The sequence below is a fragment of the Methylobacterium sp. 275MFSha3.1 genome, from assembly GCF_900108435.1.
In the GTDB taxonomy this organism is placed as follows: Bacteria; Pseudomonadota; Alphaproteobacteria; order Rhizobiales; family Beijerinckiaceae; genus Methylobacterium.
On record NZ_FNWP01000027.1, the window covers coordinates 67,865 to 91,403 of the forward strand.

Consider the following 23,539-nt stretch of genomic DNA (forward strand, 5'->3'; position numbering starts at 1 on the left):
CAATATCGCTCGCCTCATCCACGCGAATGATTTGTAGCGATGAGCTACGATCTACAATTTCCAGACTTTAATGGGAGTCATTGCAAAAGCAAATGATACTCAATGCGCTGTAAAAGGCCTTTCGATGTTTAATCCTCGTTCGCAGCATCCAACGAGCAGCCGATGTGTGTTGAGTCACATGGCGCCATCAAGAGTCGGTCCGACCCTGTGGAGGCTCGATCTGGGAGCTTGAGATCCGGCCCCGACGACCTGACGTGAGGTCGATGCCCGGCCCATCATTGCCTTTCGACCTCGACCTGCTGCGCACCTTTGTCGCCATCGTCGACAATGGGAGCTTCACGCGCGCGGCCAGCAGGTTGCGCCTGACACAGTCGACCGTGTCGCTTCAGATCAAGCGCCTAGAAGACGGCCTCACCTGTCGCCTGTTCGACCGTGACGGCCGGGGACTCAAGCTGACACCCGAGGGCGAGGTGCTGCTCACCTATGCACGGCAGATCCTCAAGCTGGGAGCCGAGGCCCTTTCTCGGATCGTCACTCCGGAACTCACGGGGGTGGTCAGGCTAGGAACGCCAGAGGATTTCGCGACCACGCACCTGTCGGAGGTTTTGGCGTGCTTCGCCCGCTCTCACCCGCAGGTTGCGCTCGAAGTGAACTGCGACTTCACGGTCAACCTGCTCGATGACTTCTCAAAGGGCCGGTACGACCTGATCCTGTTCAAGCGAGAGCCGCAAGGTCCAGCCGGCGGGACGAAGGTCTGGCGGGAGGTGCTCGATTGGGTCGCGTCGCCGCGTCTGGTCGCGGGAGACGGCGGCCCGATCCCGCTCGTCCTGTCACCGGCGCCGGACGTCTATCGCAAGCGCGCGCTGTCGGCCCTCGATGCCGCGGGTCGGGATTGGCGCATCGTCTACACCAGCCCAAGCCTGGCCGGATTGCAGGCTGCCGTGCAGGCCGGTCTCGGGGTGACGGTGCTGCCGACGGAGATGATCCCAGCGGACATGGTGTCAATCTCGGGCCGCTTCGGGTTGCCGAAGCTCCCCGATACGGAGATCGTCCTCTACCAGGCTCCAGGCCACGTCCCGCCGGCAGCGGAGCTTCTATCGACGACGGTCATCGCAGCGCTGGAGCGGCGGGTCGCCGTCCCCAGCGCAAGTCTATTCGAAGGCCAGCTCAGTCCTCGACCACGCGGCGGAGCCGGGCGCGCCTCAGGCTAACGTGACGGCCGCCGACGCGTTGCAGGGCGCCGTCCTCCTCAAGCTGCGAGAGGGTGCGCGAGACGGTCTCGATGGTCAGGCCGAGGAAGTCGGCGATGTCGCGGCGGGTCATCGGTAAGGCGAACGTCCCGGTGCCGCCAAGGCGCTCGTCCACCTCGATGAGGAAGGTCGCCACGCGCTCCGCCGCCGAGCGGCGCCCGAGCAGCAGCATGTGGTCCTGGGCGTGCCGCAGGTCGTTCGTGGCCATGCCCCAGAGCTGGCACGCGACCTCGGCACTGCCGGTAGCGGCGCGCTCGACCTGCCGGCGCTTGAAGATCAGCACCTTGGTATCGGTCAGGGCCTCGGCGGTGTGGCGATGACTTTCTCCCTGCTCAAACCCGAACAGGTCGCCGGGCAGGTGAAAGCCGGTGATCTGTCGCCGGCCGTCGCTCAGCAGCTTGTGTGTGCGCACCGCGCCGCCGACGACCTTGTAGACATACTCGGCCTCCTCACCCTCGCCGTAGACCTCCTCCTCGCGGGTGTAGGAGAAAGGCGTACCGATAACCTCGGGACAACCGGCGAAAAGGACGCTTTCGTTGAGGCCCGGTACGGGAGCGAAATGGCCGACCGGCACCCGCGTGGATGTCCGTGCCGTGTGCTCGGTGCTCATCGCTTCGCTCCTCACCTGCGTCGATGAGAAGAGATTGGCGTCGGTCGTGGATCGACGAAATTCCGGTCGGCTTCTTAAGCGGGCCCGCTTAAGGGCAACTACGTAGCGTCGTTGGCCGCGGTCAGATGCTGGCGGTCGCCACGAGCGCCCAAGCGGGAACGGGATCGGACAAACCGAGCAGACCGCTGCGTCCCGCGAGCATCCAGCCGATGGCGGTGGTGAGCTCGTACGCCAGACCGCTCAGGACGAGCGTGACGACGTCGGCGTGGCGGCGAAGGGCGTAGATGCCGGCGCAGCCGGCCGTGAAGGTCGCGTCGGCGAGCGCGACTGGGTCGAGTGGCATGACGGCCTCCGGGAAGGGGGCTCCGGGGAGATCGGCCACGGCCGCATCGGGCGAGGTACCGGGGCGGCCGCTGCGGCGACGGACGGTCGGTCAGACCGAGTGCGCCTGGGTGGACACGAACAGCCGCCAGAGCTCGAATGCGGCCAGGGCGGCGACCGCGAGCCCGATCACGACGTGTGTCCACGTTGGCACGGCCGAGTCCGCGAAGCCGAGCGCCCACGGGGCAATGGACACCCAGAGGCCGACGGCGAGGTTTATGTACTCCTCCCAGTCGTAGGACTTGCTGAGGGCGAGCACCGCGATAATTGCGATGGCCATCCCGCACACGAAAGCGTTTTGGGCCCCGGCGGTCTCGCTTCCGAGGCTCAGGTACCAGGGCATCATGAGCAGAGCGACGCCGAGCAAGGCATTGAGGGCGTTTGGGATCATGTCCTCGGTTCGGTTCTCGATGGTTCGCATCGTTGCCTCCTTACGGAAGAGGGGAGAACCGGGACCGGACACACTGAACACGGGGCCCCGGGGCGGCAGACGGCCTGCCGCCTCCTGAGATCGAGCATCCGACCATGTCGCTTCGAAGCATTGATGTGGCTCAAGATGAGCGAGGAGCTCCCGTCGCCTTAGCCCGCAGGCACTCGGCATGCGTGGAGCCGGCGGCCCGGCCCGTACCTGATCAGATGATTGATTGACGGTCCCCAAGCGTGCAGCCCGCCGCTGGACTTCGCGGGTGCGGCGGTTTACGCGGAACGGCCCAGGGCCCAACGTCGAAGGGACCTCGGGTGCCATCCCCGTTCCGGCTGGCTTCCAGGCTGGCGTGAAGGCCGCCAAACGACCTTGAACTGGCGCAATCCAGCTATGGTCACAGACGGCCCGAGGATCAGGTCGAGCGCATGCTACTGGTCGAATTCTGATGGATGGAACCCATACCCTGGGTCTGCTGACGACCCACAACAGTCAATTAACTGCGACCTTGTCGATCCCAGAAGCGGACGCATCGAGTGCTGCCTCTGAGGCAGTAATACGCGCATTACGGCCAATCAGTGAATTCCTACTGTATTCAGTAAATTGAATAAAATCACCTGATTGAGTGCCATGATACTCGATCGTTGCAATCTTTTCAAATGGTCGCAGTGCTAATTTTGCCTCGGTGCTCATCATCGACGGCTAACTTAGATTATCATTGTCAGGCGCTGCTGGCACGCAAAATGTTCTCGCCAAGGATAGCACCAGCACCTAGCTTTTACGGAAAAGCTGTTCCAAGCGCCGTTTGCAAGCGACGGGTCAGCTTCAATCGATTGCCTATACAGAGTGCCCCGCCTAAAGCGAACATGGCAGCTATCCACGTCCTCCCAATCTGACCTCACAAGTGGGAGCGATGCGGCCAGCAGTACGGGGATCCCACCGTAGCGCAAACGTCGTGCGAACTTCTCGGTTTCTAGTGGGTCAGACCCAATTTATCGCAATCATGAACTCAGAGAGGGCAGTCATGCCTGCCTCTGTGATGGTCCACTTAATAACGGAATTACCGCGCAGATGATGCAGGCGCGGACCTCCGATCCGTTGGATAAGACCCAGACGTTCCAGAAGGAGATTTCGCGTATCGTCGGCCGCCATCTCGCGGTTGCGTGCACCGATCAAAGCGAGGCGTTCGCCTTGTGTCTTCTTCAATAGATCGCTCACCGCTTGGCCTGTTTGTCTGCGCCGGTGGTCCGAATCGAGAACAAGGAGGCCGGCATGTGATCGTCGCACCTCCCGCGTTGCGGGATCCTGCAATAATCCCTCGACGCTCCGCTCGCCGGAGCGTCTGATCACCGCCTCGCCGTCATTCATAGTGATTATCGGTGTTGTGCAATTAATCATCACAGAGCGTTTAACTCTCTACCTGAAACAGCGCTGCGTCCCGCGATGTCATTGATTCGCTCGAAGCTTACTCGTCTCGGCAATAGCGGAGACGAATGCCGCATCCTGCCGTGCACGATCTCAATCTGGCGCGTCGCAAAGCATGCCCGGGCCGGCGCCTTCACGAAGGGGCGATCGAGCAGCGTTCGCTTCAGGCCGCCCTTGGGGAGCCTGAAGCGGAAAGCTGGACTGGCCTCCTGATGCCTCTCATCAACCCGCCTTGAGATACTTCTCCATACTGGCACCGAGGCCGGCGGAATGCGCCTCGAGCTTGTCGGAGATCCGCCGGACCATCTCTGCGAGTTGTCCCGTCTCTCCGGCCGCGGCCGAGACACCAGTGATGTTGGACGACATCTCCTGTGTCGAGGCGGCCTGCTCCTCGACGGCGCTCGCCATGGCCAGCGTGAGTTTCGAGAGCTCGGCCACCTCGTCGGTGATCAAGCGGATCGCCGTCACGGCCTCGCCGGTCGCCTTCTGGATGGCGTGAACCTTGTGGGTGATCTCGCCGGTCGCCCGCGCCGTCTGGCCGGCAAGTTCCTTGACCTCCGTGGCCACAACCGCGAAGCCGCGCCCGGCCGCGCCTGCACGCGCCGCCTCGATCGTGGCGTTGAGCGCGAGGAGGTTGGTCTGGTCGGCGATCGACTTGATCATTCCCACCACCGCGTCGACCTCGCCGGCGTTGGCCGCGAGATTGCGCACCGTTGCGTCCGTCGCCGTCGCCTGGTTGGCGATCTGCTGGGTGCGTTCGGAGACCCGCCCGACCTGGCCCGAGATCTCGTGGATCGAGCTGGTCATCTCCTCGGATCCCGCCGCCACGGAGTTCGCGCGCTCGCTCGCCGCATCTGCCGAGCGGTTCAGGCCCTCCGCCGAATCTTTCATCTCGCCGATTGCGGTCCCGAGCGCCTCGACGACGCCAGCGACGTCTTCGGCCATGGCGAGCTGTGCGGTGATGACCGACCAAGTCAACATGGGCCCAACATAGGCTCCATCCGCGTCGGTGATGGCGGAGACCTGCAAGTCGAGGGTCTCGGGTCCGACCTTGATCTTGGTGCGGTGGGGCAGTCGGCGCGCGTCAGCGAGCATGTTTCGTTGATGATGCGGATTCTTGTGGAACACGTCGAAGGACTGACCCATCATCTCGGAGACCTTGATCGGCAGATACCGCTCGATAGCTTCCAGCGTCTTGCGCGAGGTGTTGTTGATGTAATTGATCTTGAAGTCGTTTTTTGGGTCTGCAGTCATGACGGCGACCGGCATCTCGTCGATCATGCGCAGCAGTCGGTTGGTTTCGCTCTTCTTGGCCGTGATGTCGCTGGCGAACTTGATGACCTTGAACGGCTTGCCGTCGGAGCCCAGGATCGGATTGTAGGTGGCTTCGAGCCAGACCTTCGCGCCGGACCGCGCGCGGCGCGGAAATTCGCCGGACGCAAACTCGCCGGCTCGCAGCTTCGACCAGAATTCGTCGTATTCCGAACTATTGGCCATCTCCTCGCCGACTAGGATCCGGTGGTGTTTTCCCTGCAGGGAAGCCAGATCGTAGCCCACGACGGCCAGAAAATTCGGGTTGGCGCGCAGGATCGTGCCATCCATACCGAACTCGATGATGGCCAATGAGCGCGTTAGCGCGTCGATAGTGGCCTGGGTTTCATTATAGGCAGACTTACGGAACATGGCGCAACTTTCATTGGACGCCATATCTTGACTTAGAGACAATAAGCTGGACTTAGCAGCACCTCCGAATCCGGCCCGGAACGTGCAGCGCCACGTTTCATTTCGAGGAATTTTTGGAGCCTGATACAGATATCGGTCGGATCATGAACTATTCCGTGTCAGTTGGATCCTCGCCTTCAGTCTTCGCTGCTGCCGGCGAGCGGACAGCGGTTGTCAAATGACCAGAGCCGGTCCGAGCGCGCGCGTCGGGAGCTGCTGCGCGCGGTGGCACGGCTGGCGACGGCATGATCCGCGCGTCAGGTCGAACGTGGTATTTCCGGTCGCTTGACCTGCGCCTTCATCCGCGCCGAAGCGTCCGTCCGGTGTACGGAACTCGCTCAGTCTGGGACAGAGCCGTGATCCGGATCGCCTATCCCGCATTCTCGAGATTATGGCAAAGGCTACCGCGAAGCCTGCTCCAAGTCCTCTTCGTCTGAGAGCCGAAGGAATTCCTCGACCTTCGCGACGTTGCGCTCCGCCAAGGCGAGGACTTTCCAGGCCGCGGCCAGCATCTCCGGCTCGGCGGCCAGCCTCTCGTCCGGCGCTTTGAGGACCCGTCTGAGGCCGCCGGCCAGTGCCCGCATCGACGCCGCGGCCTGACGGATCTGCGCGATCCGCGGACCGATGTCCTCGCCGGAATCGAGGCGCCGGCGCAGGTCCAGAAGCATCGCGCGGGCGCTCTCGGCGCCCGGGATGGTGCCGAGAGGGATGATGTCGGCCATGGCGATCACGCCTGCCCGACTTGGTACGGGCCGCAACGCCGGTGCCCCGCCGCGGCATCTCCCCGGCAACCCGGCCGAAGCGTGGGATTGGCCCAGAGGCCCGGGACGCTGGCTGTGCTGCACGCCATCGGGATCGCCTCAGGCCGCGCGCACGGTGGTGAGGAAGCGCGTCATCTCCGCTGCGAGCTGCTCGGCGTGTCGCGACAGCTCGCCGGACGACGCCAGCACCTGGGTCGCCGCCGCGCCGGTAGCCTCCGACGCTGAGGCGACCCCGGCGATGTTGCCGGTCACCTCCGCGGTGCCCGTCGCCGCCTGGGCGACGTTGCGCACGATCTCCTGGGTCGCCGCGCCCTGCTGCTCCACGGCGGCGGCAATGCTGGCCGCCACCGTGTTGATCTCGCGGATGCGCCCCGTGATCGCGCCGATGGCCGAGACGGCCTCGCCTGTCACGCCCTGGATGCGGCCGATATGGCCGCCGATCTCGTCCGTCGCCCGGGCCGTCTGCGAAGCGAGTTCCTTGACCTCGGCTGCGACGACCGCGAAGCCTTTGCCGGCCTCGCCGGCCCGCGCCGCCTCGATGGTCGCGTTCAGCGCCAGGAGGTTGGTTTGGCCAGCGATGGCCGAGATCATCGCGACGACGTCGCCGATTCTCGCTACGGCCGTCGTGAGGTCCTCGACGAGCCGCGCCGTCCGGTCGGCCTCGCCGACAGCGGCCTGGGCGAGGGATGCCGATCCCTGTACCTGACGGCCAATCTCCTGAACCGAGCTCCCAAGCTCCTCGGAGGCCGCCGCCACAGTGCCGACGTTCGACGCTGCCTGATCGGCCGCCGCCGCCACGGCCGTGGACTGCGTGGCCGTCTCGGTCGCGGTTGCCGTCATCGTCGCGGCTGTGGCCTGCAACTCCGTCGCGGAGGCCGAGACCATCCCGACGATGCCGCCGACGGCCCGCTCGAAGCCGTTCGCGAGGTCCATCATGAGGCGCCGTCGCTCGGCGCCGGCCTCCGCGTCGGCGGCGCGCTTCATCTCCGCGTCCTCGACGGCCTTCCGCGCGACCATGGCCCGGATGTCCGCAACGGCCTTGCCGACCTGGCCGATCTCGTCGCGACGGGCGGCCTCTGCGATGTCGGCATCGATATCGCCCCCGGCCATGCGCTGCAGAACGGCGACCAGCCGCGTCAGGGGCCGCGTCAGCCCGAAATGGACGATGGCGAACGCGATGGCCAGGGCCGCGAGCAACCCGGCGACCGCGGCCGTGACGAGGACCGTCGTCGCCCGCTCCGCGCTCGCCTGGGCCTCCGCCTTCGCCTGGGCGAGCTCGGCCGCGAGATTGTCGATGCGTGGCTGGACGAGGTCGCGGACCTTGTTGCGGGCCGCGAGACCTTCGGAAAGCACGATTGTCCGCGCGGTCTCGGCGTCCCTGTCGAGGGCCGCCGCGTTCGCGCGCCCGACGATGTGGAAATAGGCCTCGACGGCCTCGCGCAGCTTCTGATTGACGGCCCGCCGCTCGGGCGAGTTCGACAGCGCGATCAGCCTGTCGACCGCCACGTAGGCCTGTTTCACGGCCTCGTCGTAGCGCGATCGGTACGTGGCCTGCTCGGGCGGCCGGTCCTCGATGAGAATGTTCCGATTCTGAACCGTCGCCTCGAGGACGTTCGTGCGAACAGTCAGGATATTCTCAAGTCGCGCGGACTGAACATCGACGATGTGCTGCGTCTTCTCGTTCAACTCATCGAAGACGCCGTGCGCGCGATACACGAGCCCGCCGGCGACGGCGGCGACCAGCAGCAGCGGGATCGTCACCTTGGTAACAATCTTGAGGTCGGACAGGCGCGACATGTACTGATGCTCCACTAATTCTGAATTTTGAAGTCGCCGCATTTAAGGACGCGTTGCCTGGCAATCGCGCTCTTGAGGGCGTCCTCAGCGCGACAAGAGAGATTTTCTGCCTTTCGGCGGTGACGCGATGCGCCGCCCGTCAACTACGAGGCGCGGGCCAGCGACAGGACCGGGCGCGCGTCGGCGGTCGGGCTCCCGTCCGGATCGCTGGCGCTCACGCTTGACGGCGGCGCAGCACCCTCGATGCGCGCGATCAGCGCCGCGACCTCGTGGACCGGACGCGCCGGGCTGTAGAGGAAGCCCTGCGCGATGTCGCAGCGTTTGTCCCGGAGGACGTCCAGTTGCTGCCGGGTCTCCACGCCCTCCACCGTGACGCTCATCGACAGGGCCCGCGCCATTCGGGCGATGGCCTCGACCACAGCGACCTTCTCGGGGCGACCTTGCAGATCGCGCACGAAGGAGCGGTCGACCTTCACCTTGTCGAACGGGAATTCGGTCAGGTAGCTCAGGCTCGAGTAGCCCGTGCCGAAGTCGTCCAGCGCGATGCGCACGCCCGTCGCGCGCAGGCGCTTCAGGTTCTCCAGAACCTCCGGACCGTGGTCGAGCAGCACCGACTCGGTGATCTCGATCTCGAGCCGATCTGGCGCGAGGCCGGTCTCGCGGAGAACGGCCGCGACCTCGGCGTGGAAGCCCGGCATCCGCACGTGGATGGAGGAGATGTTCACCGCGATCTTCAGGTCGGACCACGTGCGGGCGTCGGTGCAGGCACGGCGCAGGGCCCAGCGGCCGATCTCGACGATGAAGCCGGTCGCCTCAGCGATGGGGATGATCTCCCCCGGCGAGACCCAGCCGTACCCGGGCTTGTTCCACCGCAGCAGCGCCTCGAAACCGGCGACACGACCGCTCCGCATGTCCACCAGGGGCTGGTAGTGCAGCTCCATCTCGTCCGCCGCGAGGGCCGCGCGCATGTCCAGGTCGAACTGCCGCTGACGGACGACCCGCTCCTCCAGCGACGGATCGAAGGTCCGCCAGCAGCCCTTGCCGTCCGCCTTGGCGGCGTAGAGGGCGAGGTCGGCGCGCATGAGCAGGCTGGCAGGCTCGATCGCGTCGTCCGGCATGTAGGCGATGCCGACGCTGACACCGACCTCCAGCCGGGCCTCGTCGATCTGGAACGGGCGGCGCAGCTCGGCCACCACGCGGGCGGCGAGGGCCTCGGCCGCGGGCCGACCGAGATCGCGGACGACCATCGCGAACTCGTCGCCGCCGAGGCGGAACAGGCTGTGCGGTTCACCGATGGCGAGCAGGCGTGCAGTGACCGCGCGCAGCAATCGGTCGCCGACGAGGTGGCCGCGACTGTCGTTGACGGCCTTGAAGCCGTCGAGGTCGAGATAGAACAGCGCACTCGGTCTCTCCGCCGTGCGAACCGTGCGGCAGAGCGTCCCCAGCGCGTCCTGGAAACCGCTGCGGTTCGGCAGTCCGGTCAGGCTGTCGTGACCCGCCAGGAAGGCGATGCGGGCCTGCGCCTCACGGCTCTCGGTGGCGTCCGAGCCCACGCCGCGATAGCCCGCGAACGCTCCCTGCGCGTCGAAGACGGGCTTGCCGTTGAGCGTGATCCAGCGCGTGCCGGCCGCGGTACGGAGCCGGATGGTGCGATCGCGGAAAGGCGCGCGCGCCGCGATCGCCGCGGCGACGGCCTGGGCGTCCGCGCCGTCGCCGTCCGGGTCGGCGAACGCGCGCAGAAGCTCGGACAGCGGCCGGTGGCGCAGCCCGGCGACCTCGACGCCGAGCAGGGCGGCGACAGCGGCGCGGGCCTGCCGAAGGCGCCCGACCGTGTCGGTTTCCCAGAGCCAGTCGCTCGTGCCCTCGGCGAAATCCTTGAGGAGGAACCCGATGGTCTCGCTCTGCGCCTGCACCATGACGCGGTCGCAGAGGCGCTGGTAGGAGTGCCGGCACATCCGACGCGCGCTCACGAAGACGAAGGCCGCGTACAGCGACAGCAGCACGGCGACGTACTCGCCGACCGGGCTCTCGCAACCGGCGAGCCCGACGAAGATGCCGGCCACCACCGGCGCCACAGCCAGGAGTGCCAGGGAGAAGATCGGGCCTGCCACGTAGGCGTGCGAGATCAGGGCGGCGCAGACGGCCCCGACCACGATCCGGTAGGCATTGTCGACCGAGGGCAGCAGGATCGCCGGCATGCTGGCCCAGGCGAGACCGCGGCCGAGCGCGAGGCCGTGAAGGACGGCGAAGGCCTCCCGGGCGATCGATCGGTCGCCGAGGCGGCCGCGATAGCGGCGCATCGCGATCATAGCCACCGCGCACAGCGCCGTCACCGCCACCGCGAGACCGGACAGGTAAGCGTGCGAGACGATGCCCCAGAAGATGGCGGCCAGCGCGAGCACGACGGCGGCCTGCGTCACCGCCGAGTATCGGCCGAGTTGCAGCGTCTCGGCGAGCATCGTGGCGCGCATCGCCTCGCGCAGGCGCGCGTCCTCGTCGGGCAGGTGCACCGCGTCGTCGACGCCCATCGGCAGGATGATCTCACTCATGGCCGCGCCCGTTCGAGGACGTCGAACCGTCGGCGGCGATCACCCTGCCGCGGAGGTCGAACTGGATCGACGCCGGTGCACTGTCGAGGGTGCTCGACTTCGCCCGGTATTCGGCATTCGGCAGCGACATTCAGGTACCCAGGCAGGAGACGGCTCGCCGCGTCTCCGGTGCGAGGATGACCGCTTCGGACTGCCAGAGTCTCAAGCCGATCGCCGGAATTCCTGTTCAATCGCGCTCGAGGGGATCGAATTTCCTGTCATTCCGCCGGACACATCCGAAGCTTCGGGCGCATTGGAATTTTTTGTTCCATTCTGCGGCATATCCATCGCGCTCGACCGATAGATACCTCGTCGAATTCTGGTATCCATCGATCGCCAAGAAGGAAGCCGACGCAGGCTTCCTTCTCTAAGCGATCGATGGCCTGCGCGACGCTGACAGCCGCCATCAAATGTCAGTCAATATGGATCGAATGCTGTCTTATTAACGCTTCCACGGCCACGATTATGGCATTTCGCATCTCAGTTCTGGAGCGCTGGCGATCGGGGTGAGGCGATGCCGACACGTGCATTGATGCGTCCGCAGGCGAAGACCGAGATCGGCGTCGCCCCGCGCGGCTTCTCCTCGCGCCACTACCTGAAACTGATCGAGGATACGGGAAAAATCGGCTTCTGGTCGGCGGACCTGCGCTCCGAGCGGCTGGACGCGTCGCCGGGCCTCTACCGGATTCTGGGCCTCGACCCGACCACAGAGATGACCTTCGGCTTCGGGCTCGACATGATCCACCCGGAGGATCAAGCCGCGCACGGCGACCAGATCGCCGTGCTGCGCTCCGGCCAGCCGGTCAGTCGTGAGTTCCGCATCATCCGGCCGGACCGGACCCAGCGCTGGCTCCTGCACCACGCCGAGGTCATGCTCGGCGCGGACGGGCGCCCGAGCCAGGGCATGGGCGTCGTGTTCGACGTCACGGCGCAGCACGAGACCATGAATGCGCTCATGCAGCGGCATGACCGCCTGAACGCGCTGATCGCCGCGACGGCAGCGGTCTTCTGGGTCAACAAGGCGAACGGTGAGCCGAGCGAGATGCCGCAGTGGATGGCCCTGACCGGTCAGTCTCACGCGCAGATGCAGGGTCTGGGCTGGCTCGACGCCGTCCATCCGGACGACCGCTCCCGCACGCTCGCGGCCTGGACCACGGCGGTGGAGCACACGGCGCCCTACAACACGGACTATCGCGTCCTGTGCGCGGACGGGATCTATCGCTGGTTCAATGCCCGCGGCGCGCCGGTCCTGAACAAGGACGGCTCCGTCCGAGAATGGGTCGGCGTGTGCCTCAACGTGCCGGGGCGAACCCGCTACGGGGCCCCGCCGCCCGATGCTGGACTGCAGCAGGGAATCGTGCAGGCCGCGCCCGCTGACGAGACCCTGACTTCGAGCCAAATCCGCTCGGCCCGTGCGATCACGGGCCTTTCTAAGGATGATCTTGCCGCGTTGGCCAATGTCTCGGTCTCGACACTCAATCGGCTGGAGGACCCGACCTCGGCGGTTCGGTCGCGCTCGGACACCCTGCTCGCCGTGCGTCATGCGCTGGAAGAGGCGGGCGTCGAATTCATCTTCGAGGCAGGCAAGAAGCCCGGCGTCCGCGAGGCTTAACCGCGCTTCAGCTTCAGGCCGCTCGACCGTCCGGTGCATTCGGCACCTGACCTCGCCGGCATTTCAGAACCGAGCAGAGAGAGTGGTTATTGTATGACAGCTGTGTCGCATGACAACGCTTACCGCGCTCCAGACTTTACGGTTTGACCTCTCACCCGAGTGAGAGGAGATTGTCGCGCTTCGTGTCTTTGATCCCTCATCGGCGGCCCGTGGCTTCGCCCCCTGTCGACCTACGCTACGCTCGGCCTCTGTCGCACGGTCACAAATGGCCTGAGCGGAGGACTGGAACTTGCGGGCGAAGTGCGCCGGACTGCGGCTGGCGCTCTCCAGATCGATCATCTGCCGACAAAACTCAGTGGTTAGCGAGAACGGGCTTAGGCATCGGGAAAGCACCTCACGCGAAAGCGTTCTTTGTCTACATCGAACCTGGGCAATCCTACTCGCTGCAAATCCGATCTTCTGGCTCCGGGTTCCGAAAGTGGCCTGGCAGAAAACCACCCTTCTCGGACGTCCCGGAGCGGGTATTAGGCATCCAATTTCCACCGTCAGGGCGCAGTGGCGCGGTCGAGGCCTCGTTTCAGCTCCGTAAGGCTCGTTTGGCCGAAACCTCAGCCGCTTCCTTGGCGAGCAGGCCGAGGAGCGCGTCAAACACCAGCGGCTTATCGACTAGGGGAACGCCCGCGGCCCTGGCGCGCGCCCGGATGCCCGGGTCGGGATGGCCGGTGATCAGCACGACGGGCACATGTGCGTCGAGCTCGCGCAGATGGCCAAGCACCTCAAGACCATCCATCCCCGGCATGACGTGGTCGAGCAGCACGAAGGCCGGTCGCGGACCGGGGAAGGCCGCCAGCAGATCGTGGCCGTCAGCGAAGGTCTCGACGCGGTGACCTTCGCACTCGATCAGGAAGCGGGTGGAGTGCAGGACGGCCGGATCGTCATCCACGACGTAGATGAGGCTCTGAGGGGCCGATGGCATGGGGGTCGCCGTCCGGTGTGGCTCGCGGTTGAAGACGCCACCATGCGGAAAGGACCGGGCGCTCGCCTTGACCTGCCTCAAGCCGGCGTCAGACGAGCCCAGCCAGCACTGACCAGCGTACCAATTCCTGCAGGCTCTCCGCTCGCGTCTTTGCCATGAGCTTGGCCCTGTAGATCTCGACGGTGCGTGAGCTGATGTCGAGCGAGCGGCCGATTTCCTTGCTGGTGCGGCCGGCCACAAGATGATCCAGAACCTGCCGCTCGCGCTCGCTAAGGGTCCCAACGCGTCGAACGAAATCGCGCACCGTCGGGTCGACAGTTCCGGCGACCCCGCCACGCTCCGAGGCCGACCTAAGCGCCTGGATCAGCGCCTCGTCGTCGAACGGCTTCTCGATGAAATCGCAGGCGCCGAGCTTCATCGCCTCGACCGCGAGCGGCACATCCCCGTGCCCTGTCATCATGACCACCGGCAAGGTGTGTCCCATCGCCCGCAAACGGCGCAGCAGTTCCAGCCCGTCGATGCCGGGCATGCGGATGTCGGTCAGGACGCATCCCGCGGCGGGCTTCGCCAGCGTTTCGAGGAGGCGCGACCCGGCCTCATAGAGCGCGACCTCGAAGCCGGCGGTGTCGAGCAGAAAGCCGACCGAATCCCGCATCGCCGGGTCGTCGTCCACGACGTGCACGAGGCTAACTGCCATTGGCCGTGTCTCCCTCGGCGGCGGTCGGCAAAGTCAGACGGAATGTGGCACCTCCGGCTGCGTTGCGCTCGGCCGTCAGGCGGCCGCCATGCGCCTCGATGATGGTGCGGCAGATCGAGAGGCCGACGCCCATCCCGCTGGCCTTGGTGGTCACGAACGGCCGGAAGAGGCGGTCCGCGACCTCGTCCGCGATGCCGGGGCCGGTGTCCGACACCGTGATCTCGACCATCTTCGCGGATAGCGCATGGGCGTCGACGGTCATCTCGCGCCGTTCGCTCTGCTGCATGGCCTCGCGCGCGTTCCGCATGAGATTGACCAAGACTTGCTGGATCTGGACTCGGTCGGCCAGTACGGCCTTCAGGCCGGGGGCCACCCGGATTTTAGCAACGACGCCCTGTTCCCTGGCACCGATGAAGGCCAGGGCGCTTGACTCCTCGATCAGCCGCGAGACCGGCTCCAGCCGTCGCTGCGTCTCCCCGCGGGTAACGAACTCCCGGAGCCGGCGAATGATTTGGCCGGCCCGCAGGGCTTGCTCGGCGGTCTTGTCGAGAACGTCCAACGACTTGGCGATGGCTTCCGGGCCGGACCGCGCGAGCAACCGACGGCAACCCTTAGTGTAGTTCGCGATGGCACCGAGCGGCTGGTTCAGCTCGTGCGCCAGGGTGGACGCCATCTCGCCCATCGCGCTCAGGCGGGAGACGTGGACGAGCTCGGTCTGGAGTTCCTGGAGCCGGGCTTGCGTCTTCTGGTGTTCGGTGAGGTCGTTGATGAACCCGGTGAAGAACACCTGCTCGCCCGAGCGCATCTCACCGATGGCGAGCTCCATCGGGAACGTCGTGCCGTCGGCCCGCCGGCCGGTTACGATCCGGTTGGTGCCGATGATGCGCCGCTCCCGCGTCCGCCGGTAATGGTCGAGGTAGCCGTCGTGCTCGCCCCGCATCGGTTCCGGCATCAGAATGCGGACGTTCTGCCCGGCCACCTCGCCAGCCGCGTAGCCGAACAGCCGCTCGGCTGCGGCGCTGAAGGAATGGATGAGGCCCGCCTCGTCGATGACGACCATGGCTTCGGGCACGGTGTCGAGGATCGAGCGCAGGTGCGCCTCGCGCGCCCGGATGTCCTCTTCGGCCCGCTTCTGCTCGTCGATGCTCTGGACAACCCCGCGATGGCGCGCCGGCCTGCCAGCCGCGTCGAGGTTCACCCGCCCGCGCGAGCGCAGCCAGCAGACGGACTCGTCCGGCCGCACGACGCGGTAGTCGACCTCGTAGCTCCCGCCCTCACGCAGCGCTTTCTGGATGGCGTCAGCGCGGGCCTGGCGGTCGTCCGGGTGAACCAACGCCTGTGAATCAGCGAACGTGGTCAGCCGCTCGGGCGGCACCCCGAACAGGCGCGCGCAGGTCGGGGAGACCGTGGCCCGCCCGGTCGGGATGTCCAGCGACCAGACGCAGATCCCGACCTCGTCGAGGGTCTGCCGAAGCTCGTCGCTCGCTCGCGTGACGTCACGCTCAAGGTCGGCGCTGGGCCGGTCGACGGTGTCCGTCATCGAGCGCACCCGGAGAAGTCCTGCGCGCGGCCGTTGTGGAACTCGCCCGTGTCCGACCGCCACCCGGCTGCATCTCGTGCCCAGTTATTACTGCGATTTCGGAGTGGGGAACAGCCGCAGGTGCGTATTCGCGGCCCGGGTCGAGTAGCTCTTTGGGCCGAACCGGCACCGATACCGCGTCGCTCCGGTCGCTTGAGATGGATCAACGCCGCGCAGCCACGACGGGAGGAATCATGGGATCGGCTCAACCCGGAGAACTTCCATGTCCAGATTCAGCCCTTCGCACCTCGCAGGCATTCGCGACGTCCTCGTCGGCACCGCCGTGGAGGGCGAGCGCGAGGAGGCCTCGTCGGCCATCGGCTACGGCCTGACCTTGGCCAAGGCCGCCGGCGCCCACCTCACCGTCCAGTCGGCCTCGTGGCGCCTCTCGGGCGACGACGCCTGGCTCGGCAAGTTCGACTACGAAGGCGTCTCGGTCATGGACCGCCGGCTCGACGCCCTGGCCCGCTCCGTCGCCGAGCGCTCGGCTGGGGATGCCGCGCAGGCCGGCGTGGTCTGCACGACGGAGACGCCGAGCCTGCCGTATCCGGAGATCGTGAACCGTCTCGCCGCCCGCGCGCGCCTGCACGACCTGACGGTCCTCGACATCGGTCCGCGGACGTACGACCTCGACCGCGAAATGGTCGAGAAGGCGCTGTTTCACAGCGGCCGGCCGGTCATCGCCGTCCCGCCGAGACACGACGCCTTCGCGGCACGGCGGATCATCGTCGCCTGGGACGGCAGCGCCCAGGCCGCCCGCGCCGCCAACGACGCCTTGCCGTTCCTGCGTTCGGCCGAGGCTGTCGAGATCGTCTCGGTCGGCACCGAGGCAGAGATCCAAGAAGGGGTGCCAGGCGCCGAGTTCGCACCCCATCTCACGCGGCACGGGGTAAACGTCAGCGTCAACGACCTGCCGAAGGGGGAGAGCGTCGCCGACACGTTGCGCGCCCAGGCCGGCTTGTTCCGGGCCGACATGATCGTGATGGGTGCCTACCGGCACTCTCCCACGCGTGAATACTTTTTCGGCGGGGTGACCCGCTCCTTCCTGAGGGGCAGCCCGGCACCGCTGTTCCTCGCCCATTGAGCCCGGGAGGCCGACCGTGTTCAAGCAAGGATCTTCAGGGAGCGGCCCGACCGGTCGGGCCGCCCGGAGACGCGGTACCTCGAGCGCGCGCAGCCAATCCGCACCGGCAAAGCTCGATGTCGGGGAGGTGCCGCCTCAGGTGCGGGCACCGAACAGGCCGGAGTGGCCCGGCCCGATAAACGAGGAGGAGCGCGCCGCCCTGAAGGCCGGCTGGAGCTTCGTCGAGTAGAGCGGCCGCGCACCGCTTCAGGCGGCCCGGGTTTGCCGGGCCGTCAAATTCGTGCGCGCGCGAGTTCCCCAATGGCCTGGATCAAGCGGCGCACGTCGCCTCGATGCGGCAGGGGCGTGGCGCGCTCGGTTAGAGTTCCGATCAGCCCATCGACGAAAACGGAGGCGCCGGAATAGGCCATGGTCCAGTCCGCGAAGCGCCGCCTGTCGATGTCATCGTAGACCAGCACCTCCACGCCTGCATGGCGCCGATCGCGCCGGATGCTGTCCATCAGCGCGTCCACCGCGGCGCGGGGGCCTTCGAGGATCTGTGCGAAGCGCCCGCGCGACGCGACGAGCGCTCCCGTGACGCCGAGTTGGGCGTTCCTGGCCAGCGACGTCTCGACGATATTCCGGACCTCAGCATCGGTGGACATCCGCCGGCTGACGTAGAGAAGCGACCCTTCCATGGTGCTCGTTCCCTTCGGGGCTCGGCGTCCCGTCGAACCCTCGTCCTTGGTCTCGCGGCTGCCGGCGCCTTGACGTCCGTCTCACCGCCTCAGCGTCCGCATATAGGCCGTCAGGTCGGCCGCATCGCTCGGGTCGAGCCGGAAGTCCGGCATGGCGGGATGCCGGCGTTCGACGCCTTCGTCCAGGACGTCGGCGAGGTCGCCTATGGGGAAGCTCTCGGCGAGCTTGCGGAGCGGAGGCGCCTCGCGCATCGGGCTCTCGCCCGTCATACGCACTGCGTGACAGCGAGCGCAGACGATGCCCGCCAGGGCCCGACCGCGCGCGGCGGAAGCCTCCTCCGCCGCGGCAGGCCCGGCGAGCAGTAGGAGCGCGACGCTCGCAACGAGCAGGACACGCTTGCCGGTCATCAATGGCACATCAGGCTGCAGAGGGGCGAGCGGTCCAACAGGTCTCGCGTCACGCCGCCGAATATCCACTCCCGCAACCGGGAATGGCCGTAGGCGCCGAGGACGATCAGGTCGGCATCCTGCATCAGGGCGAAGCGCAGGATCTCCGAGCCGTCGTCGTCCTTCGTGTGCAGGCGGTGCGGTGTGACGTGGGCACCGTGCCGCGCGAGGTGGTAGGCGACGTCTTCCGCGCCCGTAAGGTGTGCGTCCGTGCCGACCGTCGCGACGAGGACCTGGTCCGCCTCCCGCATGAGAGGCAGCGCGGCCGACACCGCCCGTCGTGCTTCGGGGCTATCCTTCCAGGCGACCAAGATGCGCGCCGCCTTCAGGTGCGCGGTCCTCGGCGGCACGACCAGGACCGGCCTGGCTGCCTCCATGATCACGGGCCCGGGCGGCACGCCGAGAGGCCCTGGATCCTGGTCTCCGGGACCCTTCCGGCTCACGACCACGAGGTCCGCGGCGCGCGCCTGCTCGATGAGATGTGCGGTGGCGTCGGCGAAGCACCAGCGCCAGTCGGTGGGAATGCCATCCCCGGCGAAGCGTTCGAACGACGCGTGCGCCTGTTCCAGGATGGCTTGTATCTGCGCCTTGTTGCGGCCTTCCTGGTCAATGGCATCGTAGATGTCCCGCACCAGGATGGGGGCCGGAACGGTGTGGGCGGCCACACCTGTCAGGGTCGCCCCGAAGCGTCGGGCCAGGTCGGCGGCAAGCCGTATCCGATTCGGTGCGGCCTCGCCGAGGTCGGCGGACACGAGGATGTTCGCGTAGTCCATGGCGGCCTCCGTTGTGCGTCGATGCCGACGAAGGGAGCTTGGTCCTGGCGGGAACGGGCCACCTTGATCCATCGCAAGTTCCGCGGGCCGTCGACGGCCTCATGGATGCCGCGCAACTTGTCGCGCCGTCGGCTTGCGAGCGTCCTGTGAGCCGCCGAGCGCACGCATGGCGTTGAGGATGACCGCCACGTCGATAACCTCCTGGAGCAACGCGCCCTGAAGGGGCGAGAGGTGGCCCAGCGCCGCCGCAGTCATGCCGGCGAGCGACAGGCCGAGGCCGATCCACACGCTCTGAAGCGCGATAGTGCGGGTCCGCTTGGCGATGCGGATGGCATCGGGCAGCGGGGCCAGGCTGTCGACCAGCAGGACGACGTCCGCGGCTTCGGCCGCGGCCGCCGCCCCCCTCGCGCCGAGTGCCACGCCGAGATCGGCGGCCGCCAATGCCGGCGCGTCGTTCACCCCGTCGCCGACCATCATCACGGGCCCGTTGCGACGTTCGGCGGCCACGGTGTTCGTCTTCGCCGTCGGGTCGAGGTCGGCGGCGACGGCGTCGACGGGCAGACCGGCAACGAGCGCCTCGGCGACGGCACACCGATCTCCGGTCGCGAGCACTACCCGCTCGATGCCGCACGCGCGAAGTTTTAGAAGCGCGATGCCGCCGTCCGCACGGAGCGGGTCGGCGAACTCCAGGATGGCGGCCGGCGCGCCATCGATGGCGACCAGAACCGTCGCCGCGGCTGCCGCCAGGCCTCGCGCCTCGTCCGGTATCCGGAAGTCGATCCCGTGGATTCGCATCAGGTGCAGCCCCCCGACGACGAGGTGCCGCCCCTCCACGAGACCGGTCACGCCTTCCCCGGGCGTCTCCACGACGGCTTCGGGTTGAGAGAGCGTCCGACCTCGTCGGCGCGCCTCCTCGACCAGTGCCTGCCCGACCGGGTGCCCCGAGGCTTGTTCGAGAGACGCCGCGAGTCCCAGCACCTCGTCCTCGGAAAAGGCGCCGAGAATCCGCATGGACACCATCCGGGCGGTGCCGTGGGTCAGGGTGCCGGTTTTGTCGACGACCAGGACGCGGACCTTGGCCAGCATCTCGAGGGCGCCACCGCCCTTGATGAGGACCCCGAGGCCGGCGGCGCGGGAGAGGCCGGAGACGAGCGCGACGGGCACCGCCAGGATCAGCGGGCACGGGGTGGCGACGACCAGCACGGCCAGCGCCCGAACGGGGTCGTCGGTGGCGAGCCAAGCGCCTCCGGCCAGCAGCAGCGTGAGAACGAGGAAAACGAGCCCGTACCGGTCCGCCAGGCGTGCCATCGGCGCCTTCCGGGCTTGCGCCGCCTCTACGAGGCGGACAATCCCGGCATACGTGCTCTCGGCCGCGGGCCGCTCCGCCACTAAGGTGAACGGCGTGCCCGCGTTCACCGTACCGCTCAACACGGCCTCGTTCGCGCCGAAGCTGACCGGCAGTGGCTCGCCGGTGAGGCTGGACCGGTCGAGGATGGCGCGACCTGCGGCGACCCGCCCGTCGACCGGCACGACGTCGCCGACGCGCACCAGGATGCGGTCTCCCGGGACCAGCGCCGCGAGCGGCACCTCCGTCAGGGCGCCACCGTCCTCGCGCATGGCGGTGCGTGGCTGACGCGCGACCAGCGCGGTCATCGCCCTGCCGGCGCGGCCGGACGCGTACGCCTCCAACGACTGGCCGCCGGCGTACATCAGGGCGATGACGGCGCCGGCCAGCGGCTGCGAAAGGGCGAGCGCGCCGCCCATCGAGAGCAGGGCGACGAGGTCGAGCCCGACGTCGCCCTTCGCCAGGCTCGTCACAACCTGGAACACGAGGGCTCCGAGGACCGCCAGGGTCGCGAGGGTCCAGGCCGCCGCCGCGATATCTGCTCGACCGATGACCTGCACAGCCAAGCCGACACAGAGGCCGGCAAGCGGCAGGGCTGCAAGCCACCCGTGCACGCCCGGCATCCATCCGGTGGTCACCGGTCGATCCGTCCCGGGCGAGCTTAGGGCTGACGTCTTCATGTCTGCCCCTCCCGTTTGAGCCTACGAGATGAGCTCGGTCCGGCTTCGCGGGCCTTGCGCTGGATCAACGCGTCGTGGCGGGACCGCGGAGTCAGCTGGAGTTGGAGTTGACCCGTTTTGGTGGAGCGGTGGAACGCTTGCGGATCAAGGGTTGGCGAGCATCTCCTGTTCGTAGCGGATGGGTGAGCGATAACCGAGCGCGGAGTGCAGGCGCTCGGGATTGTAGAAGCCCTCGATGAAGGTGAACACGGCCATGCGGGCCTGTGCTTGAGAGGCGAAGCGCCGGCGGTCGAGCAACTCGCACTCCAGCGTCGCGAAGAAGCTCTCGCACATTGCGTTGTCGTAGGCGTCGCCCACCGAGCCCATGGAGGGCCGCACGCCCGCTTCGCGGCAGCGACCGCCGAAGGCCAGCGACGTGTATTGCGATCCCTGGTCGGAGTGGTGGATCACATCGCGCGGCCGGCGCTGCATGATGGCCCTCTCCAGTGCGTCGAGCACGAGTTCGGTCCGCAGGTGGCTGGCCATCGACCAGCCCACGACGCGCCGGCTCCAGGCGTCGACCACCACGGCGAGGTAGAGGAAGCCCGCGGCGGTCGGCACGAAGGTGATGTCACCGACCCAGAGCTGGTTGGGGGCCTCGGCCGAGAAGGTGCGGTCCACGAGATCGGGCGCGGGGCGAGCCTCCCGGTCGCGTCGAGTGGTCACGACGCCTCCGCGCTGGCGGCTGACGCCGACAAGGCCCGCCTCGCGCATCAGCCGCGCAATGCGCTTGCGTCCGTGTCGTGCGCCCTGCGCTGCCAGCGTAGCGTGCACGCGCGGCGCACCGTAGATTTCGCCCGAACCAGCGTGAGCGGTGCGGATCTGCTTCAACAACGCGGTATCCGCCACGGCACGGACGGAGGGCGTGCGCTGCCGCCAAGCGTGATAGCCGGCCTCCGACACGCCGAGCAGGGTTCCCATCGCGGCAGGCCGCGATGGGGTGCCCGCTGCGTGCCATGGCCGCAATGGGGAAGACGACCTGATTCGCGCTCATGAACTGGAAGAGCCCGACGGCACCGCGCCGCTCTCCCGTCCGAACCAGACCGCGGCTTTTGAGAGGATGTCGCGCTCCAACCGAAGCTGCCGCACCTCGCGGCGTAGGCGGGCCAGTTCCTCCCGCTCGGCGAGCGTCAGGACGTCATTCTTGGAGGCGCCACGGCTCTCACCGCGGTCGGCTTGAGCGACTCAGTTGCGGATGGCCTGGGCGGAGGGCTCGAACTCGCGGGCGAGATCGGCCGGGTCGCGTCCGGCGCGGACCAATTCGACCATCTGGCGGCGGAACTCGGGGGCGTAGGGCGGGCGTGTATGAGGCATGGAGCGCACCTCGTGCGGAAAGTCTGAAGGGCTCCACGAGACCGGGTCAACTCCATGGCGAGGTAGTTTGCGGCTCGCTTCTCGTAGCGGGTGGCGATGCGGCGATACTGTTTGAGCCGACCGATCAACCGCTCGACCTTGTTGCGCTGGCGATAGGCGGCTTTGTCGAAATCGAGCTGGCGGGGCTGATCCTTGCGGGTGGGGATCACCGGCTCGACCCGGCGTTGTCGGAGGCGACGACGGCCCGGCGGACTGGAGTAGCCCTGGTCGCCTGCCGTCCGGCGGGGACGTAGGCGCGGGCGGCCTCGCCCTGGACGTGGCACCGCGCCCCTTCATGAGAGCATCCAACGCAAACTGCTTGTGGCGCTCGCCCGCCGCCAGCACCGCCGTGATCGGCTTACCTCCGCCCTCGGCACGCAGATGCAGCTTGGTCGAGAAGCCGCCCTGGCTGCGCCCGAGCGCTTCGCCCACGCCTTCGACGGTCGCCTCACCCCCCGATGGCGCCGGACCGGCGTGCCCCGGCGGCGTGCTGGTGGGCGCGCACCACCGTGGCGTCCACGAAGTGCAGGTCCCAGTCGAGGTCGCCGCGCGCATCCGCCTGCGCCTGCAGGCGCTGCAGCACCCGGTCGAACACGCCGGCCTTGCGCCAGCGGTAGAACCGGCTCGACACGGTTCCGACCGCCCCGTAGCGGGCCGGCAGGTCCTCCCAGGGAGCACCGGTACGAAGGAACCAGAGCATGCCGTTGAGGACTTGCCGGTGATCCTCCGCAAGCCGGCCCGTGCGCGGCTTCTGCGCAGGCAGCAGCGGGGCGATCTGCTCCCACTGCGCGTCAGTCAGTTCAAAGCGTCGCATCAGGCCCACATGGGGCCGATCCCGCGGCCTGTGAACCCCCTGCAGAGACGCCCTAGGCCCAAGGTGACGGACGCGGCGAAGGTGGTGGGCTACTTCGACCTTCAAGGCACTGACGGCGGTTGTCATCGCCGGTGCGATGATGGCGCTGTCCGTGCGTTTCGCCATGGACGGCGCTTGGAAGCAGGGGGACGGCGGCCTCGCCGACGAGGCTAAGCAGGTGCAGGAGGCCATCAAGGCCCTGGAGAGGCTCGGGACCTGATCGGGGCGACCCCTCCGGAGGATGTCGCGGCCGCCGGCTTGATCGATGTCTGCTTCGGAGACGCACAAGAGGGCCATCTAGTGACTGGAATGGGCGCGCAGCCGAATGTCAGGTCCTGCGCGCCGGTAATTCGGCGTGACGAAGTATGGCCGAAAGCCGCCGGTCCGCTTCCGTGAAGGTCCGCGAGAAAAGCAGATGGGGTGGATGGCTCCCGCTCCGACTGACGGCATCTCGGTGCCAAGATGTGGT

At 67.3% G+C, this 23,539-nt stretch carries 20 protein-coding genes and 2 pseudogenes; 3 read left to right on the forward strand and 19 right to left on the reverse strand.

Annotated features, from left to right (window positions below; all coding sequences use genetic code 11):
* Window positions 1-263 precede the first annotated feature (263 nt).
* The gene (locus BLW78_RS25740; protein WP_244527059.1) at window positions 264-1,211 is read left to right on the forward strand and encodes a LysR substrate-binding domain-containing protein; all 948 of its coding nucleotides are present in this window, start codon (window positions 264-266) and stop codon (window positions 1,209-1,211) included.
* On the opposite strand, the gene BLW78_RS25745 is transcribed toward BLW78_RS25740, so the two are convergent.
* The 10 genes from BLW78_RS25745 to BLW78_RS31520 all read right to left on the reverse strand — a co-directional run bounded on the left by BLW78_RS25745 (window position 1,168) and on the right by BLW78_RS31520 (window position 11,046).
* The gene (locus BLW78_RS25745; protein WP_091682935.1) at window positions 1,168-1,860 is read right to left on the reverse strand and encodes a helix-turn-helix domain-containing protein; all 693 of its coding nucleotides are present in this window, start codon (window positions 1,858-1,860) and stop codon (window positions 1,168-1,170) included. The two genes, BLW78_RS25740 and BLW78_RS25745, sit on opposite strands and share 44 nt — an antisense overlap.
* 121 nt (window positions 1,861-1,981) lie before the next feature.
* Complete coding sequence (locus BLW78_RS25750) at window positions 1,982-2,203, reverse strand: hypothetical protein (protein ID WP_091682979.1); 222 nt, start codon at window positions 2,201-2,203, stop codon at window positions 1,982-1,984.
* Window positions 2,204-2,293: 90 nt separating this feature from the next.
* Complete coding sequence (locus BLW78_RS25755) at window positions 2,294-2,662, reverse strand: SPW repeat protein (RefSeq protein ID WP_091682937.1); 369 nt, start codon at window positions 2,660-2,662, stop codon at window positions 2,294-2,296.
* Between the two features lie 492 nt (window positions 2,663-3,154).
* On the reverse strand, window positions 3,155-3,358 hold the full coding sequence (locus BLW78_RS31075) for a hypothetical protein (RefSeq protein WP_139307747.1): 204 nt from the start codon (window positions 3,356-3,358) through the stop codon (window positions 3,155-3,157).
* A 285-nt stretch (window positions 3,359-3,643) separates the two neighbouring features.
* Entirely contained in the window at window positions 3,644-4,030 is a 387-nt protein-coding gene (locus tag BLW78_RS31080) for a hypothetical protein (RefSeq protein ID WP_139307748.1), read from the reverse strand.
* 279 nt (window positions 4,031-4,309) lie between these two features.
* A complete protein-coding gene (locus BLW78_RS25760) occupies window positions 4,310-5,770 on the reverse strand; it encodes a methyl-accepting chemotaxis protein (RefSeq protein ID WP_091682939.1) in 1,461 nt (486 codons plus the stop codon).
* Window positions 5,771-6,210: 440 nt separating this feature from the next.
* Window positions 6,211-6,531: a hypothetical protein gene (locus BLW78_RS25765; RefSeq protein WP_091682941.1), complete on the reverse strand. Its 321-nt coding sequence runs from the start codon at window positions 6,529-6,531 to the stop codon at window positions 6,211-6,213.
* A 138-nt stretch (window positions 6,532-6,669) separates the two neighbouring features.
* Window positions 6,670-8,367 (reverse strand): methyl-accepting chemotaxis protein, encoded by a 1,698-nt coding sequence (locus tag BLW78_RS25770; RefSeq protein WP_091682942.1) that lies wholly within the window; start codon window positions 8,365-8,367, stop codon window positions 6,670-6,672.
* Between the two features lie 143 nt (window positions 8,368-8,510).
* On the reverse strand, window positions 8,511-10,916 hold the full coding sequence (locus BLW78_RS25775; RefSeq protein ID WP_091682944.1) for a putative bifunctional diguanylate cyclase/phosphodiesterase: 2,406 nt from the start codon (window positions 10,914-10,916) through the stop codon (window positions 8,511-8,513).
* Window positions 10,909-11,046: a hypothetical protein gene (locus tag BLW78_RS31520; protein ID WP_170855247.1), complete on the reverse strand. Its 138-nt coding sequence runs from the start codon at window positions 11,044-11,046 to the stop codon at window positions 10,909-10,911. Before BLW78_RS31520 ends, BLW78_RS25775 begins: the two co-directional genes overlap by 8 nt.
* Before the next feature lie 441 nt (window positions 11,047-11,487).
* Between BLW78_RS31520 and BLW78_RS25780 the strand changes: the two genes are divergently transcribed.
* Window positions 11,488-12,567 carry a PAS domain-containing protein gene (locus tag BLW78_RS25780; RefSeq protein ID WP_091682946.1) on the forward strand — a complete coding sequence of 360 codons (1,080 nt, stop codon included), beginning with the start codon at window positions 11,488-11,490 and terminating at the stop codon, window positions 12,565-12,567.
* A 577-nt stretch (window positions 12,568-13,144) separates the two neighbouring features.
* Here BLW78_RS25780 and BLW78_RS25785 read toward each other — a convergent pair.
* From BLW78_RS25785 to BLW78_RS25795, 3 genes are all read right to left on the reverse strand, one after another.
* A complete protein-coding gene (locus BLW78_RS25785; RefSeq protein WP_091682947.1) occupies window positions 13,145-13,543 on the reverse strand; it encodes a response regulator transcription factor in 399 nt (132 codons plus the stop codon).
* 88 nt (window positions 13,544-13,631) lie between these two features.
* Window positions 13,632-14,240, reverse strand: coding sequence for a response regulator FixJ (fixJ, locus tag BLW78_RS25790; RefSeq protein ID WP_091682949.1), 609 nt, complete (start codon window positions 14,238-14,240; stop codon window positions 13,632-13,634).
* Complete coding sequence (locus BLW78_RS25795; protein WP_091682951.1) at window positions 14,230-15,780, reverse strand: PAS domain-containing sensor histidine kinase; 1,551 nt, start codon at window positions 15,778-15,780, stop codon at window positions 14,230-14,232. Before BLW78_RS25795 ends, fixJ begins: the two co-directional genes overlap by 11 nt.
* 262 nt (window positions 15,781-16,042) lie before the next feature.
* Here BLW78_RS25795 and BLW78_RS25800 point away from each other — a divergent pair, with 262 nt between their 5' ends.
* Window positions 16,043-16,903 carry a universal stress protein gene (locus BLW78_RS25800; protein ID WP_091682953.1) on the forward strand — a complete coding sequence of 287 codons (861 nt, stop codon included), beginning with the start codon at window positions 16,043-16,045 and terminating at the stop codon, window positions 16,901-16,903.
* A 272-nt stretch (window positions 16,904-17,175) separates the two neighbouring features.
* Here BLW78_RS25800 and BLW78_RS25805 read toward each other — a convergent pair whose 3' ends face one another.
* From BLW78_RS25805 to BLW78_RS25830, 6 genes and pseudogenes are all read right to left on the reverse strand, one after another.
* A complete protein-coding gene (locus BLW78_RS25805; RefSeq protein ID WP_091682954.1) occupies window positions 17,176-17,580 on the reverse strand; it encodes a BLUF domain-containing protein in 405 nt (134 codons plus the stop codon).
* 81 nt (window positions 17,581-17,661) lie between these two features.
* Window positions 17,662-17,988, reverse strand: coding sequence for a c-type cytochrome (locus BLW78_RS25810; protein ID WP_091682956.1), 327 nt, complete (start codon window positions 17,986-17,988; stop codon window positions 17,662-17,664).
* Complete coding sequence (locus BLW78_RS25815; protein ID WP_091682958.1) at window positions 17,988-18,800, reverse strand: universal stress protein; 813 nt, start codon at window positions 18,798-18,800, stop codon at window positions 17,988-17,990. The genes BLW78_RS25810 and BLW78_RS25815 overlap by 1 nt, the downstream gene beginning before the upstream one ends.
* Window positions 18,801-18,899: 99 nt before the next feature.
* Window positions 18,900-20,825, reverse strand: coding sequence for a heavy metal translocating P-type ATPase (locus tag BLW78_RS25820; protein WP_091682959.1), 1,926 nt, complete (start codon window positions 20,823-20,825; stop codon window positions 18,900-18,902).
* Between the two features lie 144 nt (window positions 20,826-20,969).
* Window positions 20,970-22,178: pseudogene (locus BLW78_RS25825) on the reverse strand (IS3 family transposase).
* Window positions 22,179-22,231: 53 nt separating this feature from the next.
* Window positions 22,232-23,031, reverse strand: a pseudogene (locus BLW78_RS25830) (IS5 family transposase); the annotation flags it as partial.
* Between the last annotated feature and the right edge of the window lie 508 nt (window positions 23,032-23,539).